This window comes from Sphingobium aromaticiconvertens (assembly GCF_037154075.1).
Taxonomy (GTDB): Bacteria; Pseudomonadota; Alphaproteobacteria; order Sphingomonadales; family Sphingomonadaceae; genus Sphingobium; species Sphingobium aromaticiconvertens.
In genome coordinates, this window is the sequence record NZ_JBANRJ010000001.1 from 1,453,431 (window position 1) to 1,468,254 (window position 14,824).

General features: G+C 61.9%; 17 protein-coding genes and 1 pseudogene. 12 read left to right on the plus strand and 6 right to left on the minus strand.

The genetic code is table 11. The features are described from left to right. Positions 1 to 256 precede the first annotated feature (256 nt). Positions 257 to 2,122 carry a cytochrome c/FTR1 family iron permease gene (locus tag WFR25_RS06895; RefSeq protein WP_281822888.1) on the plus strand — a complete coding sequence of 622 codons (1,866 nt, stop codon included), beginning with the start codon at positions 257 to 259 and terminating at the stop codon, positions 2,120 to 2,122. Positions 2,123 to 2,185: 63 nt separating this feature from the next. On the opposite strand, the gene WFR25_RS06900 is transcribed toward WFR25_RS06895, so the two are convergent. After that, on the minus strand, positions 2,186 to 2,392 hold the full coding sequence (locus tag WFR25_RS06900) for a DUF6118 family protein (RefSeq protein WP_051519908.1): 207 nt from the start codon (positions 2,390 to 2,392) through the stop codon (positions 2,186 to 2,188). A 256-nt stretch (positions 2,393 to 2,648) separates the two neighbouring features. Here WFR25_RS06900 and WFR25_RS06905 point away from each other — a divergent pair, with 256 nt between their 5' ends. Beyond that, positions 2,649 to 3,158 (plus strand): YybH family protein, encoded by a 510-nt coding sequence (locus WFR25_RS06905; RefSeq protein WP_235209630.1) that lies wholly within the window; start codon positions 2,649 to 2,651, stop codon positions 3,156 to 3,158. A 356-nt stretch (positions 3,159 to 3,514) separates the two neighbouring features. Here WFR25_RS06905 and fliE read toward each other — a convergent pair whose 3' ends face one another. Further along, on the minus strand, positions 3,515 to 3,964 hold the full coding sequence (fliE, locus tag WFR25_RS06910) for a flagellar hook-basal body complex protein FliE (RefSeq protein WP_235209629.1): 450 nt from the start codon (positions 3,962 to 3,964) through the stop codon (positions 3,515 to 3,517). Positions 3,965 to 4,260: 296 nt separating this feature from the next. Between fliE and WFR25_RS06915 the strand changes: the two genes are divergently transcribed. The 9 genes and pseudogenes from WFR25_RS06915 to WFR25_RS06955 all read left to right on the plus strand — a co-directional run bounded on the left by WFR25_RS06915 (position 4,261) and on the right by WFR25_RS06955 (position 10,686). Beyond that, the gene (locus WFR25_RS06915; protein ID WP_336969709.1) at positions 4,261 to 5,622 is read left to right on the plus strand and encodes a DUF4158 domain-containing protein; all 1,362 of its coding nucleotides are present in this window, start codon (positions 4,261 to 4,263) and stop codon (positions 5,620 to 5,622) included. Next, positions 5,577 to 6,203 (plus strand): annotated as a pseudogene (locus WFR25_RS06920) (FTR1 family iron permease); the annotation flags it as partial. The gene WFR25_RS06915 and the pseudogene WFR25_RS06920, both read left to right, overlap by 46 nt. Positions 6,204 to 6,273: 70 nt before the next feature. Beyond that, a complete protein-coding gene (locus WFR25_RS06925; RefSeq protein ID WP_043150793.1) occupies positions 6,274 to 6,906 on the plus strand; it encodes a cation efflux transmembrane domain-containing protein in 633 nt (210 codons plus the stop codon). 155 nt (positions 6,907 to 7,061) lie between these two features. After that, the gene (locus WFR25_RS06930) at positions 7,062 to 7,394 is read left to right on the plus strand and encodes an ArsR/SmtB family transcription factor (RefSeq protein WP_336969711.1); all 333 of its coding nucleotides are present in this window, start codon (positions 7,062 to 7,064) and stop codon (positions 7,392 to 7,394) included. A gap of 11 nt (positions 7,395 to 7,405) precedes the next feature. Beyond that, positions 7,406 to 7,834 carry an arsenate reductase (glutaredoxin) gene (gene arsC, locus WFR25_RS06935; protein ID WP_200866910.1) on the plus strand — a complete coding sequence of 143 codons (429 nt, stop codon included), beginning with the start codon at positions 7,406 to 7,408 and terminating at the stop codon, positions 7,832 to 7,834. Continuing rightward, positions 7,834 to 9,120: an arsenic transporter gene (locus WFR25_RS06940; protein WP_043150797.1), complete on the plus strand. Its 1,287-nt coding sequence runs from the start codon at positions 7,834 to 7,836 to the stop codon at positions 9,118 to 9,120. The genes arsC and WFR25_RS06940 overlap by 1 nt, the downstream gene beginning before the upstream one ends. Continuing rightward, positions 9,117 to 9,440: a YnfA family protein gene (locus WFR25_RS06945; RefSeq protein WP_081764086.1), complete on the plus strand. Its 324-nt coding sequence runs from the start codon at positions 9,117 to 9,119 to the stop codon at positions 9,438 to 9,440. Before WFR25_RS06940 ends, WFR25_RS06945 begins: the two co-directional genes overlap by 4 nt. Then, entirely contained in the window at positions 9,440 to 10,195 is a 756-nt protein-coding gene (arsH, locus tag WFR25_RS06950) for an arsenical resistance protein ArsH (RefSeq protein WP_043150799.1), read from the plus strand. The genes WFR25_RS06945 and arsH overlap by 1 nt, the downstream gene beginning before the upstream one ends. Next, complete coding sequence (locus tag WFR25_RS06955; RefSeq protein WP_235209641.1) at positions 10,192 to 10,686, plus strand: arsinothricin resistance N-acetyltransferase ArsN1 family B; 495 nt, start codon at positions 10,192 to 10,194, stop codon at positions 10,684 to 10,686. Before arsH ends, WFR25_RS06955 begins: the two co-directional genes overlap by 4 nt. Positions 10,687 to 10,873: 187 nt before the next feature. Here the strand turns inward: WFR25_RS06955 and WFR25_RS06960 are convergent, their stop codons facing one another. From WFR25_RS06960 to WFR25_RS06970, 3 genes are all read right to left on the minus strand, one after another. Continuing rightward, entirely contained in the window at positions 10,874 to 12,697 is a 1,824-nt protein-coding gene (locus tag WFR25_RS06960) for a ParB/RepB/Spo0J family partition protein (protein WP_333974303.1), read from the minus strand. A 39-nt stretch (positions 12,698 to 12,736) separates the two neighbouring features. Next, positions 12,737 to 12,928: a hypothetical protein gene (locus WFR25_RS06965; protein WP_043150800.1), complete on the minus strand. Its 192-nt coding sequence runs from the start codon at positions 12,926 to 12,928 to the stop codon at positions 12,737 to 12,739. Positions 12,929 to 13,393: 465 nt separating this feature from the next. After that, positions 13,394 to 13,798, minus strand: a complete 405-nt coding sequence (locus tag WFR25_RS06970) for a MerR family transcriptional regulator (RefSeq protein ID WP_043150801.1) — start codon at positions 13,796 to 13,798, stop codon at positions 13,394 to 13,396. 71 nt (positions 13,799 to 13,869) lie between these two features. Between WFR25_RS06970 and WFR25_RS06975 the strand changes: the two genes are divergently transcribed. Then, entirely contained in the window at positions 13,870 to 14,520 is a 651-nt protein-coding gene (locus tag WFR25_RS06975) for a cation efflux transmembrane domain-containing protein (RefSeq protein WP_043150802.1), read from the plus strand. A 23-nt stretch (positions 14,521 to 14,543) separates the two neighbouring features. Here WFR25_RS06975 and WFR25_RS06980 read toward each other — a convergent pair whose 3' ends face one another. Beyond that, the gene (locus WFR25_RS06980; protein WP_235209644.1) at positions 14,544 to 14,747 is read right to left on the minus strand and encodes a hypothetical protein; all 204 of its coding nucleotides are present in this window, start codon (positions 14,745 to 14,747) and stop codon (positions 14,544 to 14,546) included. Positions 14,748 to 14,824: the final 77 nt, after the last annotated feature.

Consider the following 14,824-nt stretch of genomic DNA (forward strand, 5'->3'; position numbering starts at 1 on the left):
CGAGTTCTATCCGGGCGGTCATTCAGGCGGCGGGGGTGATGACGGGGGCGGTGGACCGCGGCTACAGCTTTAAGCGAGCATCGACACTGTTCCGGTACGGTCCAGCATGCTAATGCGATTCCTTCGCAGGATCGTTGGTGGCCTGCGGCTAAGCTGCATCGCATCGAGACAAAGATAATATGAAGTGAAGCGCCTCAAACTTGTCCTCCTGCGGCTTGCCATCACGCTCACCGCGCTGTTCATCCCGGCCGCGACAATGGCCGAACCCGGCGACGTGCAAACCGCATGGCGGCTGCTCGACTATATCGCCGTCGATTATGGCGGTGCGGTTGCCGAGGGCCGGGTCAAGAGCGCGGCCGAATATGCCGAGATGAACGAGTTCTCCGCGTCCGTTACGACGCGGCTGCGCGATCTGCCGGCGAAGCCGGAACGGCCGGCGCTGGTTCAAGGAGCCGACAACCTGCAAGGGATGATCGCGCGCAAGGCATCGGCTGAACAGGTGGCGACCACCGCGCACGGGCTGGCGGCTGATCTGCTGCGCGCCTATCCAGTGCCGCTCGCGCCCGACAAGGCTCCGGACCTCGCCTCGGCCGATGCGCTGTTTCGACAATCCTGCGCGTCCTGCCACGGCATGACGGGCGACGGGCATGGCCCCGACGCCGCCAAGCTCGATCCGCCGCCGATCGCGTTCACTGATGCCGAGCGCGCCCGCCAGCGAAGCGTGTTCGCGCTCTATCAGGTGGTGACGCAAGGGATCGACGGGACAGGGATGCAGAGCTTCGCCGATGTGGCGAACGATCAGCGCTGGGCGCTCGCCTTCCGCGCCGGGAGCTTCGCCTTCACCGACGAACAGGCGCGCGAAGGCGAGCGGCTGTGGAAGTCAAACCCGGCGCTTCGCCAGCGCATACCGGACCTGAAAACCCTCGTCGCGCTCACCCCGGCCGCGCTCGCCACCTCGATTGGCGAAGCGAAGGCCGATGCGGTCATGGCCTATCTCCGCCGCCATCCCGATCAGGTGATGCAACACGCGCCTGGCTCGCTTGCGGTTGCGCGCGCCAAGCTCGCCCAAAGCCTAGCGGCAGCGCGGCGTGGCGATGCGCGCGGGGCGAGGGAGCTGGCCTTGTCGGCTTATCTCGACGGGTTCGAGCCGGTCGAACCAACGCTCACCGCGCGCGACGCGGCGCTGATGGGCCGGATCGAAGGCGCGATGGGCGAGTTTCGCGCCGCGATCGACCGCGGTGCCTCGCCCAACGAGCTCGCGGAAAAGGTGTCAGTGCTCGACGGGCTGTTCGACGATGCGGAAGCGGCGCTGGCGCCTGATGCCGCCACGGAAGCGTCCACGTTCCTGGGCGCATTCACGATCTTGCTGCGCGAGGGGCTCGAAGCCTTGCTCATCGTCGTCGCCATGATCGCGTTCCTTCGCAAGGCGGAGCGAGGAGAGGCGCTGCGATACGTGCATGGCGGTTGGATCAGCGCGCTCGTTGCCGGGGGGATCACCTGGGTGGTGGCCACCTATGCAATCGGGATCAGCGGCGCGAGCCGGGAGCTGACCGAAGGGTTTGGGTCGCTGTTCGCTGCGGTCGTGCTGCTCTCGGTTGGAATATGGATGCACGGCAAGGCGCAAGCCGATCAGTGGCAACGCTATATCCGGGAAAAAATGTCACGGGCGCTCACCGGAGGATCGGGCTGGTTCCTGTTCGGGCTGGCGTTCGTGGTGGTCTATCGGGAGGTCTTTGAGACAATCCTGTTCTACGCGGCGCTCTGGTCGCAAGGAAACGGTCCCGTGCTGCTGGCCGGGGCGGGCTCGGCCGTTCTCCTGCTTGCGGTGATCGCCTGGGCCATGCTTCGCTACAGCCGCACGCTGCCGATCACGCAGTTCTTCCGCTACAGCTCCTGGCTGATGGCGATCCTGACGGTCGTGCTCGCGGGGAAGGGCGTCGCGGCCCTTCAAGAGGCGGGCATCATTGCCATAGCGCCGCTTCGCGATGTGCCCAGGCTCTCAATGCTTGGCCTGTTCCCTACATGGCAGTCGGTGCTGGCGCAGCTCCTGATGGCGGTGGCTATCGCGATCGGGTTCGCCTGGAACCGTCGCGGCGATCGGGGCAGGGCATCGGCTCACTAGCACCGATGCGAGTCCATGACGGAGACCATCACCTCTTGCGGCTGAGCCGGGAGGCGTCCGTAGCTATTCCGCCGCCTTTTTCTGGATCGTGCAGCGCACCGCCTGCTTCGCCTTCACAGCGGCTTTGCGGCATCCCTTGATCGTCTCGCGATTGTCGCGCAAGACCCTGTCGGCCGTGACTATCACCTCCCAGCTCGGCTGCGATGCGCTGACCATCAGATGCTGGCCGGCATCCCAAAGGGTGGGTTCATCCAGCACGCGCGCCGCCATGCGCTCGGGCCATTTGCCAGCTCGCCGGTGCAAGGTGCGCGATCGGCCCCGCCAGCGGACCTAGAGTAGCAGCACCAAAAGCTTCCCGCCGCCGCTGGCTCGGCACCTCGATCGCGACATTTGGAATAGGCCTCGCCTAACTGGCCACAGTGCACCGCACCGCGCCCGACCGATCGTGCGCGGTGTATTGGGGGTTTGCTCGGTTTGATGACGCTGGCGATATCGGTACAAGGGTTCCTGGGGCGCGCCTTCATGCATGGCGGCCTCAACCATCTGGCATTTTGAAGGGGGAAACATGATTTTGGCGTTTAGGGTGGCAATGGCCACAGCACTGGCGATGCCGATCGCGGTCGCCGCCCAGCCTGCATCGCGCTTCGCGGATACGAAGGCCGTGGAGGCAGTACTGTCGCAGTACAAGGCGGCGATTGAAAAGCTCGATGCGAAAGGAACAGAGCGACTCTTCGCGGCCGACTCCCAGATATTCGAAACGGGTGGCTCGGAGGGAACCTACGCGACATACCTCGCCCATCATCTTGGGCCAGAGCTGGCAGCCTTCAAGTCGTTTACATTTTCCGACTACAAGGTGAAGGTTCGCTTTGAGGGTCCGGTCGCACTTGCCACCGAGACCTACCGCTATCGGATCGAGCCGAAGAACGGGGCTGTTGCCGAACGTATTGGCGTCGCAACCAGCGTCTTAACGCGCTCGGGGAGCAGCTGGAAGATCATCAGCATGCACAGTAGCGCTCGCAAGCCGAAAGGCTCCTGATCGGTCAAGATCACATTGCGCCCGGACCCAGCTTCAGGGGTCGGCAATATGGCCGCTACTGCTTCTTCGCTGGATTCGGCGTAGCCGACTGCGGTGTCGCATTTGTAGAATTCGTCGGGTGATCGTGCTCCGGTATGCCAGCATAATGGTTCATCTGATCCTCGGAGATGTCCGACGTTTCCTCGCTGCTGCCACAAGCCGTTACGGCCAGAGGTAACAGAAACATGGCTGTGATAATCGCCCTCGATCTTCTCATAACAGAATACCCTTCGATGCCGATCTGAACCCATCATAGCTGATACGGTGGGATGCTCGTATCTGACTTCCTTACAATGATATGATCGACAAGGTTTTCGCTAGACTGGCATGCTCATGATGTCCTTATACGCGGAAAGCAACTTATTGCGAACTTGCAACGTCGCCTCGAACGCGATCGACGACTCCTGCCGCGCGAGCATTACCTTTGCAATATCGACCTCTTCGCCGCGTTCATAGGCAACCGTCAACTTTCCGGCGCGAGCGTTGATTTCATTGATCTTTTGAAGCTGTGTTTGCAGTGTAGAGGTAAAGCCACCTGGTTCCGCGCGCCCGGCAGCCGAGATCCCTTGGGTCGAACCTGGACCTACGACCGAGTCTGCACCGTCCGCCTTTCCAAGCACGGTATTCATCGCTGCTTCGAATTTTGCTCCCGCACCCTCGGGGCTACCAACAGAAACCGCGCTGCTTGCTACATTCCGAAGCGCCGCATTCCTGTCGAGAATGGCGCTTCGCACGGCCATGACGTCGTTGATGAAGATGCTGCTCATGTTCACCCCGGTGCGACCTCTAGCATAGCTGCATGATCGCATCGCAAGCGTTAGAGGATGGTTAACGACGCTTAGGAATGATTTCTTCATCGTAAAGCCAGGCGTCGATCGTTATCGGATTTGCCCAAGCCTGCCAGATGACGCGCGACCAGATGATCCAATCATTGGCACTTGGCCCAGTCGGCCCCAAGCTGCGATTTTGGCCAAGTCGGAGAACGTTTTGGGAACGTGGCATTCGGTATTGACGATGGAAATCATAGAAGAGGACAGTTCGCTCCATCATAGGGAGTGGGTTGATGGATCGGAGTATTCCGGGCGGGGATTTGATCGGACGATGGAGCCTGAGCTTTGCCGATATTGATTTTGTAAATTCGAAGCCGGCCCTGACGCGCCTTGGCCTCGCCGCACAGCTGAAATTCTTCGCTTCCCTGGGGTTTTTCGCGATCGATCCCGGCTCAATCCCTACCGATGGCCTCTCGTATCTGGCCGAGCAACTCGGTGTCGAGGCTGGCGAGATAGCCGGTTATGACTTTTCCAGTCGGACAGCACGACGGCATTGTGCGGAGATCCTGATCCATCTTGGATATCACCGCATGAAGCGGGTGGATCGCGCGCAATTGACGGAATGGATTGCTGGCGAGCTGTGCCCGGGCGGCCAGTCGATCAATGCCATGCTTGAGCATGTTTTCCTGTGGTGCCGGGACCGGCGTATTTATGGGCCGTCGCGCAAGGAGCTTGAACGTGTCGTTCGCTCACAACGGCAAGATTATCTGGACACCTGGCTGATCGGAGCCAGTGATCGGCTTTCGTCAGATGCGGTGGCGTTATTGGAAGCCTCGCTTGCCGATCCGGACAGCTCGACCGGATTCAACAGGATGAAGGGTGACGCCGGACAGGCAACGCTCGACAACATTCTCGACGTGACCGAGAAACTCGCCTTTATCCAGAGACTTGATCTTCCCCATGATCTCCTGACGGCTACGGGCAAGCCATGGGTCGATCAGATTGTTCGCCGCGTTGCCGGTGAAAAGGCCTCGGAGATGCGCCGGCATGCGCCGGCGCGACAGCTCGGCCTTTATGCGATTTATCTAATGTCGCGGGAGGCGCAACTCACTGACGCGATGATCGACCTGCTGATCGAAACCGTTCACAAGATCGGAACGCGCTCGAAACGCAAGGTGGTGGGCGATATCGCGAAAGACATCGAGCGGGTCTATGGAAAGGAGCGCCTGCTGGTCGAGATCGCCAGCGCCTCGATCAATGAACCATCGGGGCGCATCTGCGATGTCATTTTCCCGATCGCCGGTAAGGCCAAGCTGGCGGCGATCGTCAAGGAGAGCCATGCGAAGGGCGCTCTGGACCGGCGCATCTACAAGGTGATGCGTGGTTCCTGGGCCAATCATTACCGGCGCATGCTGCCAAGCCTGCTTTCCGTACTTGAGTTCCGGTCGAACAACGCGGTGTGGCGGCCGGTCCTGGCGGCCCTCGACTGGATCAGGAGCAAGGTGGATGGCGGATGCCGCTTCGTGCCATTGCAGGATGTTCCGATCGATGAGGTGATTCCAGCGCGATGGCGCAGTTCCGTCATTGATGACGATGGGCGGGTAAACCGGTGGCCACCTATGCAATCGGGATCAGCGGCGCGAGCCGAGAGCTGACGGAGGGGTTCGGTTCGCTATTTGCAGCAGTGGTCCTGCTCTCGGTCGGGATATGGATGCACGGCAAGGCACAAGCCGATCAATGGCAACGCTACATCAGAGAAAAGATGGCGCGCGCGCTGTCGGGCCGCTCCGCCTGGTTCCTCTTTGGGCTGGCCTTCGTGGTGGTTTATCGTGAGGTGTTTGAAACGATCCTGTTCTACGCGGCGCTGTGGACGCAGGGGAATGGCAGCGCGCTGCTCGCCGGGGCAGGATCAGCGGTCGCGATCCTCGCCGTGATCGCCTGGGCCATGCTCCGCTACAGCCGCCAGCTCCCGATTGCTAAGGTTTTCGCTTACAGTTCGTGGCTGATGGCGGGGCTGACAGTGGTTCTTGCTGGCAAAGGCGTGGGGGCACTGCAAGAGGCCGGAATCATCGGCATAGCGCCGATCGCCAACGGCCCCCGACTTTCCATGCTAGGCATATTTCCCACTTGGCAATCCATCATAGCCCAGCTTCTCATGGTGTTGGCAATTGCCACGGGCTTCTCGTTCAATCGTCGCAAGCGAGATAAGACCGTCGATCTTGCGCCATCTGCGTAAGGCAGGGTGCTCCGTAAAGACCGAATTTTCTACTTGCTTCTATAGTTACTGTAGATTGTAGGAATAGCGTATGAGTGAAATCCAAACCCCCTCATGCGGCTGTACCGGCGATACGAAGCGGGCGGAGCGCGACCCCGCGTATCGCCGTGCTCTGTGGATCGTCATCCTGCTCAACCTTGGTTTCGGTCTGGTCGAGATCGTCGGCGGGTTTATTGCTGATAGCCAGGCGCTCAAGGCGGATGCGCTCGACTTTATCGGCGATGGGACCATTTCCCTGTTCGGCCTTATCGCCTTGGGCTGGACTGCTCACGCGAGATCGAGAATCGCCCTCGCACAGGGCCTTTTCCTCGGAGCGCTGGGTCTGGGTGTTATCGGATTTGCCATGTGGCGTTCGATGAACGCTGTCGCGCCTGAAGCCGATCTAATGGGCGGGATCGGGGTGGTAGCGCTGATAATCAATGTAAGCGCCGCTCTTGTCCTCTCTCGTTTTCGTGAAGGTGACGCCAATGTCCGCGCGATCTGGCTGTTCAGCCGCAACGATGCTCTGGCAAATATCGCCGTGATCGCTGCGGCAGGGCTGGTCGCCTGGACTGGACAAGCATGGCCTGACCTTGCTGTCGCTGGTATTATTGCGCTGCTATTCCTGCATTCGGCATGGGAAATCACGCGGGGAGCCATGGCCGAGATGAACAATCGCCCATAACGGTCGATAATGCGCGGGTTGCCGATGCGGCGCTCTCGCTTTCACTACCCGACGCAGGAGGAGAGCGGACCAGCTCTGCACCACTTGCGAACTAACTCACGGTGCTACCGCTAAACGGCAATTGCACTCAAAAATATATCCATTATGCTGGATATATGGAAAATGAGTTGGCAATCACCGCTTTGAGCGCCTTGGCACAAGGGACGCAGCTCGACACCTTCCGGCTACTGGTGCGGCATGAACCCGATGGCCTGGCTGCGGGAGAAATCGCGCGCCAGCTCGATGTGCCGCAAAACACCATGTCGGCGCATCTTGGTATTCTCACCCGGGCAGGCCTGGTGCGTTCCGAACGCCATAGCCGATCGATTATCTACCGCGCCGATCTTGACGGGCTGCGGGCGCTGACCCTGTTTCTCCTCAAGGATTGCTGCGGCGGCAACGCGCAAGTGTGCGCGCCGCTGATCGCTGAACTCTCACCTTGCTGCTGAAAGGATGCCCCGTGGCCATCGACATCGTCATCTATCACAATTCCGAATGCGGCACATCGCGCAACGCGCTCGCCATGATCCGCAACGCGGGCATCGAACCGCATGTGATCGAATATCTTAAGACGCCGCCTACGCGAGCCTTGCTGGTCGAACTGGTTGGCCGCGCCGGCATGACCCCGCGCGATCTCCTGCGCGAAAAGGGTACGCCTTTTGGCGAGTTGGGCCTTGCCGACCCGGCACTGTCCGACGAACAGCTCGTGGACGCGATGATGGCGCATCCAATCCTTATCAACCGGCCCCTCGTTGTGTCGCCGCTGGGTGTGAAACTGTGCCGTCCTTCCGAAGCGGTGCTTGATCTGCTGCCGACAGGCCAGCTTGGCGCATTCGCGAAAGAAGATGGCGAACAGGTCGTGGATGGCACAGGCCAGCGTATCGCCTGATGCTGCCAGCAATTCTGATCTTCATCGCCACGATTGCGCTCGTCATCTGGCAACCCAAGGGCCTCGGCATCGGGTGGAGCGCCATGGGCGGGGCGATCGTAGCGCTGCTTGCCGGCGTTGTGTCGCTGTCCGACGTGCCTGTGGTTTGGGACATTGTCTGGAACGCGACGGGGGCATTCGTCTCGATCATCGTCATCAGCCTGCTGCTCGATGAGGCGGGATTTTTCGAATGGGCGGCGCTTCACGTCGCTCGCTGGGGCAAGGGCAACGGTCGTGCCCTGTTCGCCCTCATCGTGCTGCTCGGCGCGGCGGTATCGTCCCTGTTCGCCAATGATGGCGCGGCCTTGATCCTCACCCCCATCGTCATCGCGATGCTGCGCGCGCTGGGCTATGGCGACAAGGCGACGCTGGCGTTCGTAATGGCCGCAGGCTTCATCGCGGACACCGCCAGCCTCCCGCTTGTGGTCTCGAATCTCGTCAACATCGTGTCGACCGACTTCTTCAAGCTCGGCTTTGGCGAATATGCGAGCGTGATGGTGCCGGTGGATCTGGCCGCGATCGCCGCCACGCTCGGCGCGCTGATGGTGTTCTTCCGGCGCGACATACCGACAGACTATGATGTTGCCGCGCTGCGCGCGCCGCGCGCGGCGATCCGGGACGCCGCAACCTTTCGCGCCGGTTGGGTCGTCCTCGTGCTTCTTCTCGTGGGCTTCTTCCTGCTTGATCCGCTGGGCGTGCCTGTCAGCGCGGTTGCCGCTGCCGGCGCGATCCTGCTGCTCGCAATTGCGGGGAGGGGGCATGTCATCGAGACCCGCAAGGTGCTGCGCGGCGCGCCTTGGCAGGTCGTCATCTTTTCGCTTGGCATGTATCTCGTCGTCTATGGCCTGCGAAATGCAGGACTGACCGACCACCTCGCTGCGCTGCTCGATCGGACCGCGCAGGGCGGGGTGTGGGGTGCCGCTCTGGGAACCGGCGTGATCGCTGCCATCCTGTCATCCGTCATGAACAACATGCCGACGGTTCTGGTGGGCGCGCTGTCGATCGACGCCACGCACGCCACAGGAGCGGTGAGGGAAGCGATGATCTACGCCAATGTGATCGGCTGTGATCTTGGTCCCAAGATCACACCCATCGGATCGCTTGCCACCCTGCTGTGGCTTCATGTCCTCGGACAAAAAGGCATTCGCATCGGTTGGGGCTATTACTTCAAGGTCGGCGTAACGCTGACGGTTCCGGTGTTACTGGTGACCCTCGTAGCTCTCGCAATCAGGATCAGCATGGTATGACGGCGCTCGTTTATCTTGGCGCAGCAATCGCAGAAATCGCCGGCTGCTTTGCTTTTTGGGCATGGCTCCGACTGGATAAGTCCCCCCTATGGCTAGCGCCGGGTGTCGCGTCGCTAATGCTGTTCGCATGGCTTCTGACCCGCGTGGACAGTGACGCAGCGGGTCGAGCCTACGCTGCATATGGCGGCATCTACATTTGTGCATCCCTCGCGTGGCTATGGGCTGTGGAAGGCGTACGCCCAGACCGTTGGGACGTTGGCGGGGCCGCCCTTTGCCTCATTGGCACCTGTGTAATCCTATTAGGACCAAGGACCGCCTGATGCCTCTTCGCGATCTCTATGAGGCCGACCATCTCCCGGCGCTCGACCCGGCCTATGTCCGCCAGCGCCCCGCCCTGGGGTTGGGCGCGCTCGATCCTGCGCCGCGCATTCTGCTGCTCTATGGCAGTTTGCGCGAGCGATCCTTCTCGCGTCTCGCCGCGGAGGAAGCCGCGCGGCTTCTACGCCTGTTTGGCGCGGAAACCCGCATCTTCGACCCATCGACACTGCCGCTGCCCGACCAGGTGGCGGGAGACGATCACCCCGCCGTCCACGAACTGCGTGAACTGGCACTGTGGTCGGAGGGTCAGGTGTGGTGCAGCCCGGAGCGGCACGGCCAGATCACGGGCATCATGAAGGCGCAGATCGATCATCTGCCGCTGGAGATGAGGGGGATGCGGCCGACGCAGGGTCGCACGCTGGCGGTCATGCAGGTGTCCGGCGGCTCGCAGTCGTTCAATGCCGTCAACTCGCTTCGCCTCCTCGGTCGCTGGATGCGGATGTTCACCATCCCCAATCAGTCCTCCGTGGCGATGGCCTACAAGGAGTTCGACGAGGCGGGCCGCATGAAAGCGTCCAGCTACTATGATCGCATCGTCGACGTCATGGAGGAACTGGTGCGCTTCACCGTCCTGCTGCGCCCGCACGCGGACCAGCTCGTTGATCGCTATTCAGAGCGTCGATCATCGGGCGTGCCCGTTGATCCGGCTACGGATCTGTCGAGCATCGCTATCGCGGCGCAAGGCCAGCATCCTTGATCGTTACTTTGATCCGTTCGGCCATGACAGGCGACGCTTGCGCCATACAGGCGATTTACGCGCCTGTGGTCGAGCATACCGCCATTTCCTTTGAGGAAGCGCCGCCAAGCGTGGTCGAAATGGCGGCACGGATCGAGGCCACCTTGCAGGATTATCCCTACCTGGTGGCAGAGCAGGGCGGCGAGGTCGTAGGCTATGCCTACGCCAGCCAGCACCGCACTCGCGCGGCCTATCGCACCTCCGTCGATGTGACAGTCTACATTGCCGACGGGGTAAGGCGGACCGGGGTCGGGCGTGCCCTTTATGGCCACTTGCTACCTGACCTTGCCGGACGTGGTTTTCACGCAGCGTTCGCCGGCATCGCATTACCCAACAAGGGCAGCATTGCTCTGCACGAGAGCATGGGTTTCACACCACTCGGGATCTACCGTGATGTGGGCCGCAAATTTGGAAAGTGGCACGACGTAGGCTGGTGGCAACGGCTGCTGTGAAAAGGGCCTGACTGGGTTCATAGTCGCCCGCCGCGCGGCCTTGGTCGCGCGGCGCCGGGCAGGTCCGCCAGGACCGGCGAGCGCGCCCGTCATGCTGTGGCATGGCGAGCGCGCCGGGGCGACGGGCGCGCCGCACTGGATCTTGGTATGGAGAGACGGGGGCCGGTTCGCACCAGCCCCCGCTCGGTCAGGCGTCTTCGTTCTCGGCCATATCCTCTTCGTCAATCATGTCGCCTTCCTGATCCTTGCTCTCGTCGGCCTGATCGAAGGCACCGATCTTAATGGGAACGGGAAGCCAACCTGCGGGCAGGCGTCCTGCCACGTTGACGGCGAGGTCGGCCTTCTTCTTGATGGTTGCGCAGTTCTCCGCACTTGCCGCACCGACTTCATCGGTCAGAAGGGTAATCAGGGCAGCGCGGCGCATCTTGTCGAACAGGGCGATGGGGGCGGTCCAGCGAGCCGCGATGTCCACCCCGCTTGCGCGCGCGATCTGCTCGAACTGGTGGTGGCGCTGACCGGGGGAGCCACCCGAAAACACGGTGCCGTCCACGGTCATGGCAACAAGTCCCGCCAGCAGCGCCATCTTGTCATCGCCAGTCATGGCCCGGATCGCCTCGAACCGGCCATCTTCGGGGACGGCAGCGAAGCGGTTAGCCATCACTTCCTCAACGGCCTGCACGTCACTGGTCGCCATCAACTCGTCCGCAACGTCGGTGGCGATCGCCTTGGCCTGCACCTCGACCGCCAACTGGTAGCTGTGAGCGCCATGGAGCAACTGCCCGGCAAGGCTGTCCAGTAGAACATCGAGAGCCAGCGCCGGGTCGGCCGCGACCGCTTCCTGCACGATCTGCGTCTTGATGCGCGACAGGTCGGCGAGCAGGCTATTGCTGTAGAGCGGGGTCGGCCCGTCATGGCTCGCCTTGGGCTTGGGTTCGGCCTTAGCGCGATAGAAGCTCCTGCCCAGCGTCCCGTCCCGCGCAATCCATAGCGCAACGCCGCCCACCGATACTTGCTCGCCAGTGAAAGCGCGCTGGCCTTCCATGATCGCTTCCTGCTCGTCCACCAGCGGTTCGATCCTCTGACTGTCCTCGCCTTCATCGTCGGCAATCGCCTCGATCTCGGCGGCAAGGACGGTCATGCGCTCCGCTTCGGCCTCGGTCGGCTCGCGCGTGGCGGGATACATGCTGCCCTTCATGTAGAGGTCATAGGGCCGCTCGATTTCCGCGCGCACTTCGTGCCACCCGATGCTGCGGTATTCGGCAGCGATCGTCTCCAGCTTTTCCTCCGCCAATTCCTGCACCAGTTCGGGGCTGTCGGCGAAACCCTCATCCCCTTGGCTGAACAGGTCCACGGTGATGGAACCGCCTTTGGCTTCGTAGGCTTCGCGCCCGACGAACAGGAACATGCCGCTGGTCGTATCGACCTTCTCGGTGGTGAGCATCCGGCGGATGGTGTGGGCCTGCCCGTTCGCCGCCTTGCACACTTTCACTTGGAAGTCGTGATCGTCGGTCAAGGTGAGCGCGCGGGCGGCTTCAAGGGTCAACTGATCCTTGGCGATCAGGTCGATCAGCACCGGGGCAAGCGCGGAAAGGCGCAGCATCTTATAGACGAAACTGACCGCCTGACCGAACCGGGCCGCGATTTCCTCGGCGTCCATGCCGGTATCGCGCAGAGCCGCAAAGGCGCGGATACTGTCCGCAGGGTGCATGTCTTCACGCTGGAAATTCTCTGCCAGCGACAGCTCGATGGCCTCTTCCTTGCTGCGTACCTCGACGGGGAACAGGTCGCTGTTCCTGACCTTCTTGCGCTTCACCAGTTCCTTGAGGCCGCGATAGCGCCGTCCCCCTGCGAATACCCACAACAGGCCGTCTTCCTCATAGGCGACAAGGTTCTGCAACAGGCCATGCGCGTGAATATCGTCGGCCATGGACTCGATTGCCGATGGCTTGATGCGGCGCTGGTTGAGCGGGGAAAGACGAAGCTGCGACAGCTTGGCGGTGATGATAGCCATGATGAATGCTCCTGATCTGTAATTTCGATTGGGGGGAGGTCAGCCTTCGAGGGCTGCGAGTTCGTCAAATTCGGCGGAAGCGCGCGTGGCGGCGTCGCCCGCGTAAGTCGCGCCAGTGCGCGGATAGAAGAACACGCGCTCGCCCTTGCGGTAGGGGCTGCCGTCTGCGCCCGTCCCGTCCACTTTGGCCCGCTTCCAGTAGGGATCGCCCTTGTATCGTGTGTAAGCCATTGTCCTTGTTCTCCTTCCTTCGGGGCTGAAAGCCGCTTGCTCTGCGGCATGCGGCTCTGCCTCTCCGGCGAGGAGCGGGATGGAGAGGGAGGAGGAAAATCGATGGCCTGGCGCGGGCAGGCCGCCCTAGCGCGGCCGACGCCCATCGGGGCGTCGGGTGCCGCGCTTGGCGGACCACACGGGGCTGTCGATTTTGCTTCGGGAACGAAAGGGCAGCGGCCCTTGGTGTTCCCCGCGTGCGCGGGCCTCCGGGGGAGGGCCGTAGCGCCGAGGGAAGATGTCGCGCTGCGCGCGGCTATTGGGGGGTGTGCCACATGGCACACCCCCTCACGCGAGGATCGTTACCCTAAATGGGCCGAGACGCCGGTACGGTGGCTTGGTCGGCGCGTGCCGCCGGTAGAGCCGTGCCCGGCAGGGCCGCGCCCTGTACCTGTGTTCTTAGACCCCGCACATCAGCGTATCAGGTTACAAGCGCCCCGGTGCGCCCGAAGACAAAGCGTCGATGACCTTGCATTCCGCGATCGTCGTTGCCTCGCAGTCGCCGCCCCAACGCACCACCTCGCTCCGCAAAGCCGTCAGATCGGCGAGCTTACGATCGATCTCGTCGATATGAAGTGCCACGATGCTGTCCACTTCCTCACACGACCCCCGAGGATTATCGGCCAGGCGTAAGAGATCGCGAACCTGATCCAAGGTAAAGCCAAGGTCGCGCGATCGTTTGATGAAAGACAATCGATCGAGATGGGTCTGGCCATACAGCCGGTAATTCCCGCCGCTACGTGTTGGCGGTTCGATCAACCCCTCGGCCTCATAGAAGCGGATGGTCTCGATTTTCAGCCCGGTTTGCTTGGCAATGGCACCGATCTTCATGAGCCGTCCCTTGACCCTCTAGTAGGATGAGGGTTCATATAGGGTGTCCGACGCACGAATCGAGGCATCAGATGGCGGACGACTGCTGTTCGAAAAAAAGTGATACGATCGCTGAGCTGGGCCGAAAGGCGGATCAGCGGCGCGTCCTGATCACCGTGATGGTGATCAACTTCGTGATGTTTATCGCCGAGTTCGGCGGCGGCCTGGCGGCCCGCTCATCGGCGCTGATGGCGGACTCCGTCGACATGTTTGGCGATGCGCTCGTCTATGCACTGAGCCTTTACGCTTTGAGCCGGGGGCCGCGCTGGGAGGCAGGGGCCGCGGTTGCGAAGGGCGGCATCATCCTTGTTTTCGGCATCGCGGTGGTCGTCGAGATTGCCGACAAGCTCGTGAACGGCGTGCCGCCCTCATCGACGCTGATGCTCGCGTTCGGGAGCGCCGCACTTGTGGCCAACGTCGTTTGCCTGGCGCTGCTGTGGCGGTTCCGCTCCCAAAATGTGAATATGTCGAGCACGTTCGAATGTTCACGCAACGACGTGGCGTCCAACATCGGCGTGTTGATTGCTGCCGGACTGGTAGCCGCGACAGGCTCGGTCTGGCCCGACATTGCCGTCGGCGCGGTGATTGCGCTTATCTTCCTGCGGTCGGCGTGGCGCGTGCTGGGCGAGGCGATCCCCGCATGGCGCGAAGCACGGCCAGTGCCTCCTGAAGTTATGCAATGACACTTGCCGGCATCTCGTTTAGATCACGGCACATGCTGCGCAGGCTCTGCTCCCTCTTGCTGGTCATGATCGCGTCGTCCCTTGTGCTGACGGCGACGATCCATGCGCGCGAGGTTTCCGGGCAGATTATGGTGGATTGCGCCGGCGTCGTACATGAAGATGGCGATGCTGATCAGTCTCAGGGCGACGCCGACAAGGCGATGCCCCATCACCACAGCACCTGCCATGGTCCAGCATTGGACATACCCGATACAAGCGACCTGTATTCCCTGGGCGAGGCGGGCGGGTTGCGTCCGTTTCCTGC

Excerpts from the sequence above, each read along its gene's own strand:
- WFR25_RS06895 (WP_281822888.1), top strand. The coding sequence starts at position 257 with ATGGCCGAACCCGGCGACGTGCAAACCGCATGGCGGCTGCTCGACTAT.
- WFR25_RS06900 (WP_051519908.1), bottom strand. The coding sequence starts at position 2,392 with ATGGCGGCGCGCGTGCTGGATGAACCCACCCTTTGGGATGCCGGCCAG.
- WFR25_RS06905 (WP_235209630.1), top strand. The coding sequence starts at position 2,649 with ATGGCGGCCTCAACCATCTGGCATTTTGAAGGGGGAAACATGATTTTG.
- fliE (WP_235209629.1), bottom strand. The coding sequence starts at position 3,964 with ATGAGCAGCATCTTCATCAACGACGTCATGGCCGTGCGAAGCGCCATT.
- WFR25_RS06915 (WP_336969709.1), top strand. The coding sequence starts at position 4,261 with ATGGATCGGAGTATTCCGGGCGGGGATTTGATCGGACGATGGAGCCTG.
- WFR25_RS06925 (WP_043150793.1), top strand. The coding sequence starts at position 6,274 with ATGAGTGAAATCCAAACCCCCTCATGCGGCTGTACCGGCGATACGAAG.
- WFR25_RS06930 (WP_336969711.1), top strand. The coding sequence starts at position 7,062 with ATGGAAAATGAGTTGGCAATCACCGCTTTGAGCGCCTTGGCACAAGGG.
- WFR25_RS06940 (WP_043150797.1), top strand. The coding sequence starts at position 7,834 with ATGCTGCCAGCAATTCTGATCTTCATCGCCACGATTGCGCTCGTCATC.
- WFR25_RS06945 (WP_081764086.1), top strand. The coding sequence starts at position 9,117 with ATGACGGCGCTCGTTTATCTTGGCGCAGCAATCGCAGAAATCGCCGGC.
- arsH (WP_043150799.1), top strand. The coding sequence starts at position 9,440 with ATGCCTCTTCGCGATCTCTATGAGGCCGACCATCTCCCGGCGCTCGAC.
- WFR25_RS06960 (WP_333974303.1), bottom strand. The coding sequence starts at position 12,697 with ATGGCTATCATCACCGCCAAGCTGTCGCAGCTTCGTCTTTCCCCGCTC.
- WFR25_RS06965 (WP_043150800.1), bottom strand. The coding sequence starts at position 12,928 with ATGGCTTACACACGATACAAGGGCGATCCCTACTGGAAGCGGGCCAAA.
- WFR25_RS06970 (WP_043150801.1), bottom strand. The coding sequence starts at position 13,798 with ATGAAGATCGGTGCCATTGCCAAGCAAACCGGGCTGAAAATCGAGACC.
- WFR25_RS06975 (WP_043150802.1), top strand. The coding sequence starts at position 13,870 with ATGGCGGACGACTGCTGTTCGAAAAAAAGTGATACGATCGCTGAGCTG.
- WFR25_RS06980 (WP_235209644.1), bottom strand. The coding sequence starts at position 14,747 with ATGGCAGGTGCTGTGGTGATGGGGCATCGCCTTGTCGGCGTCGCCCTG.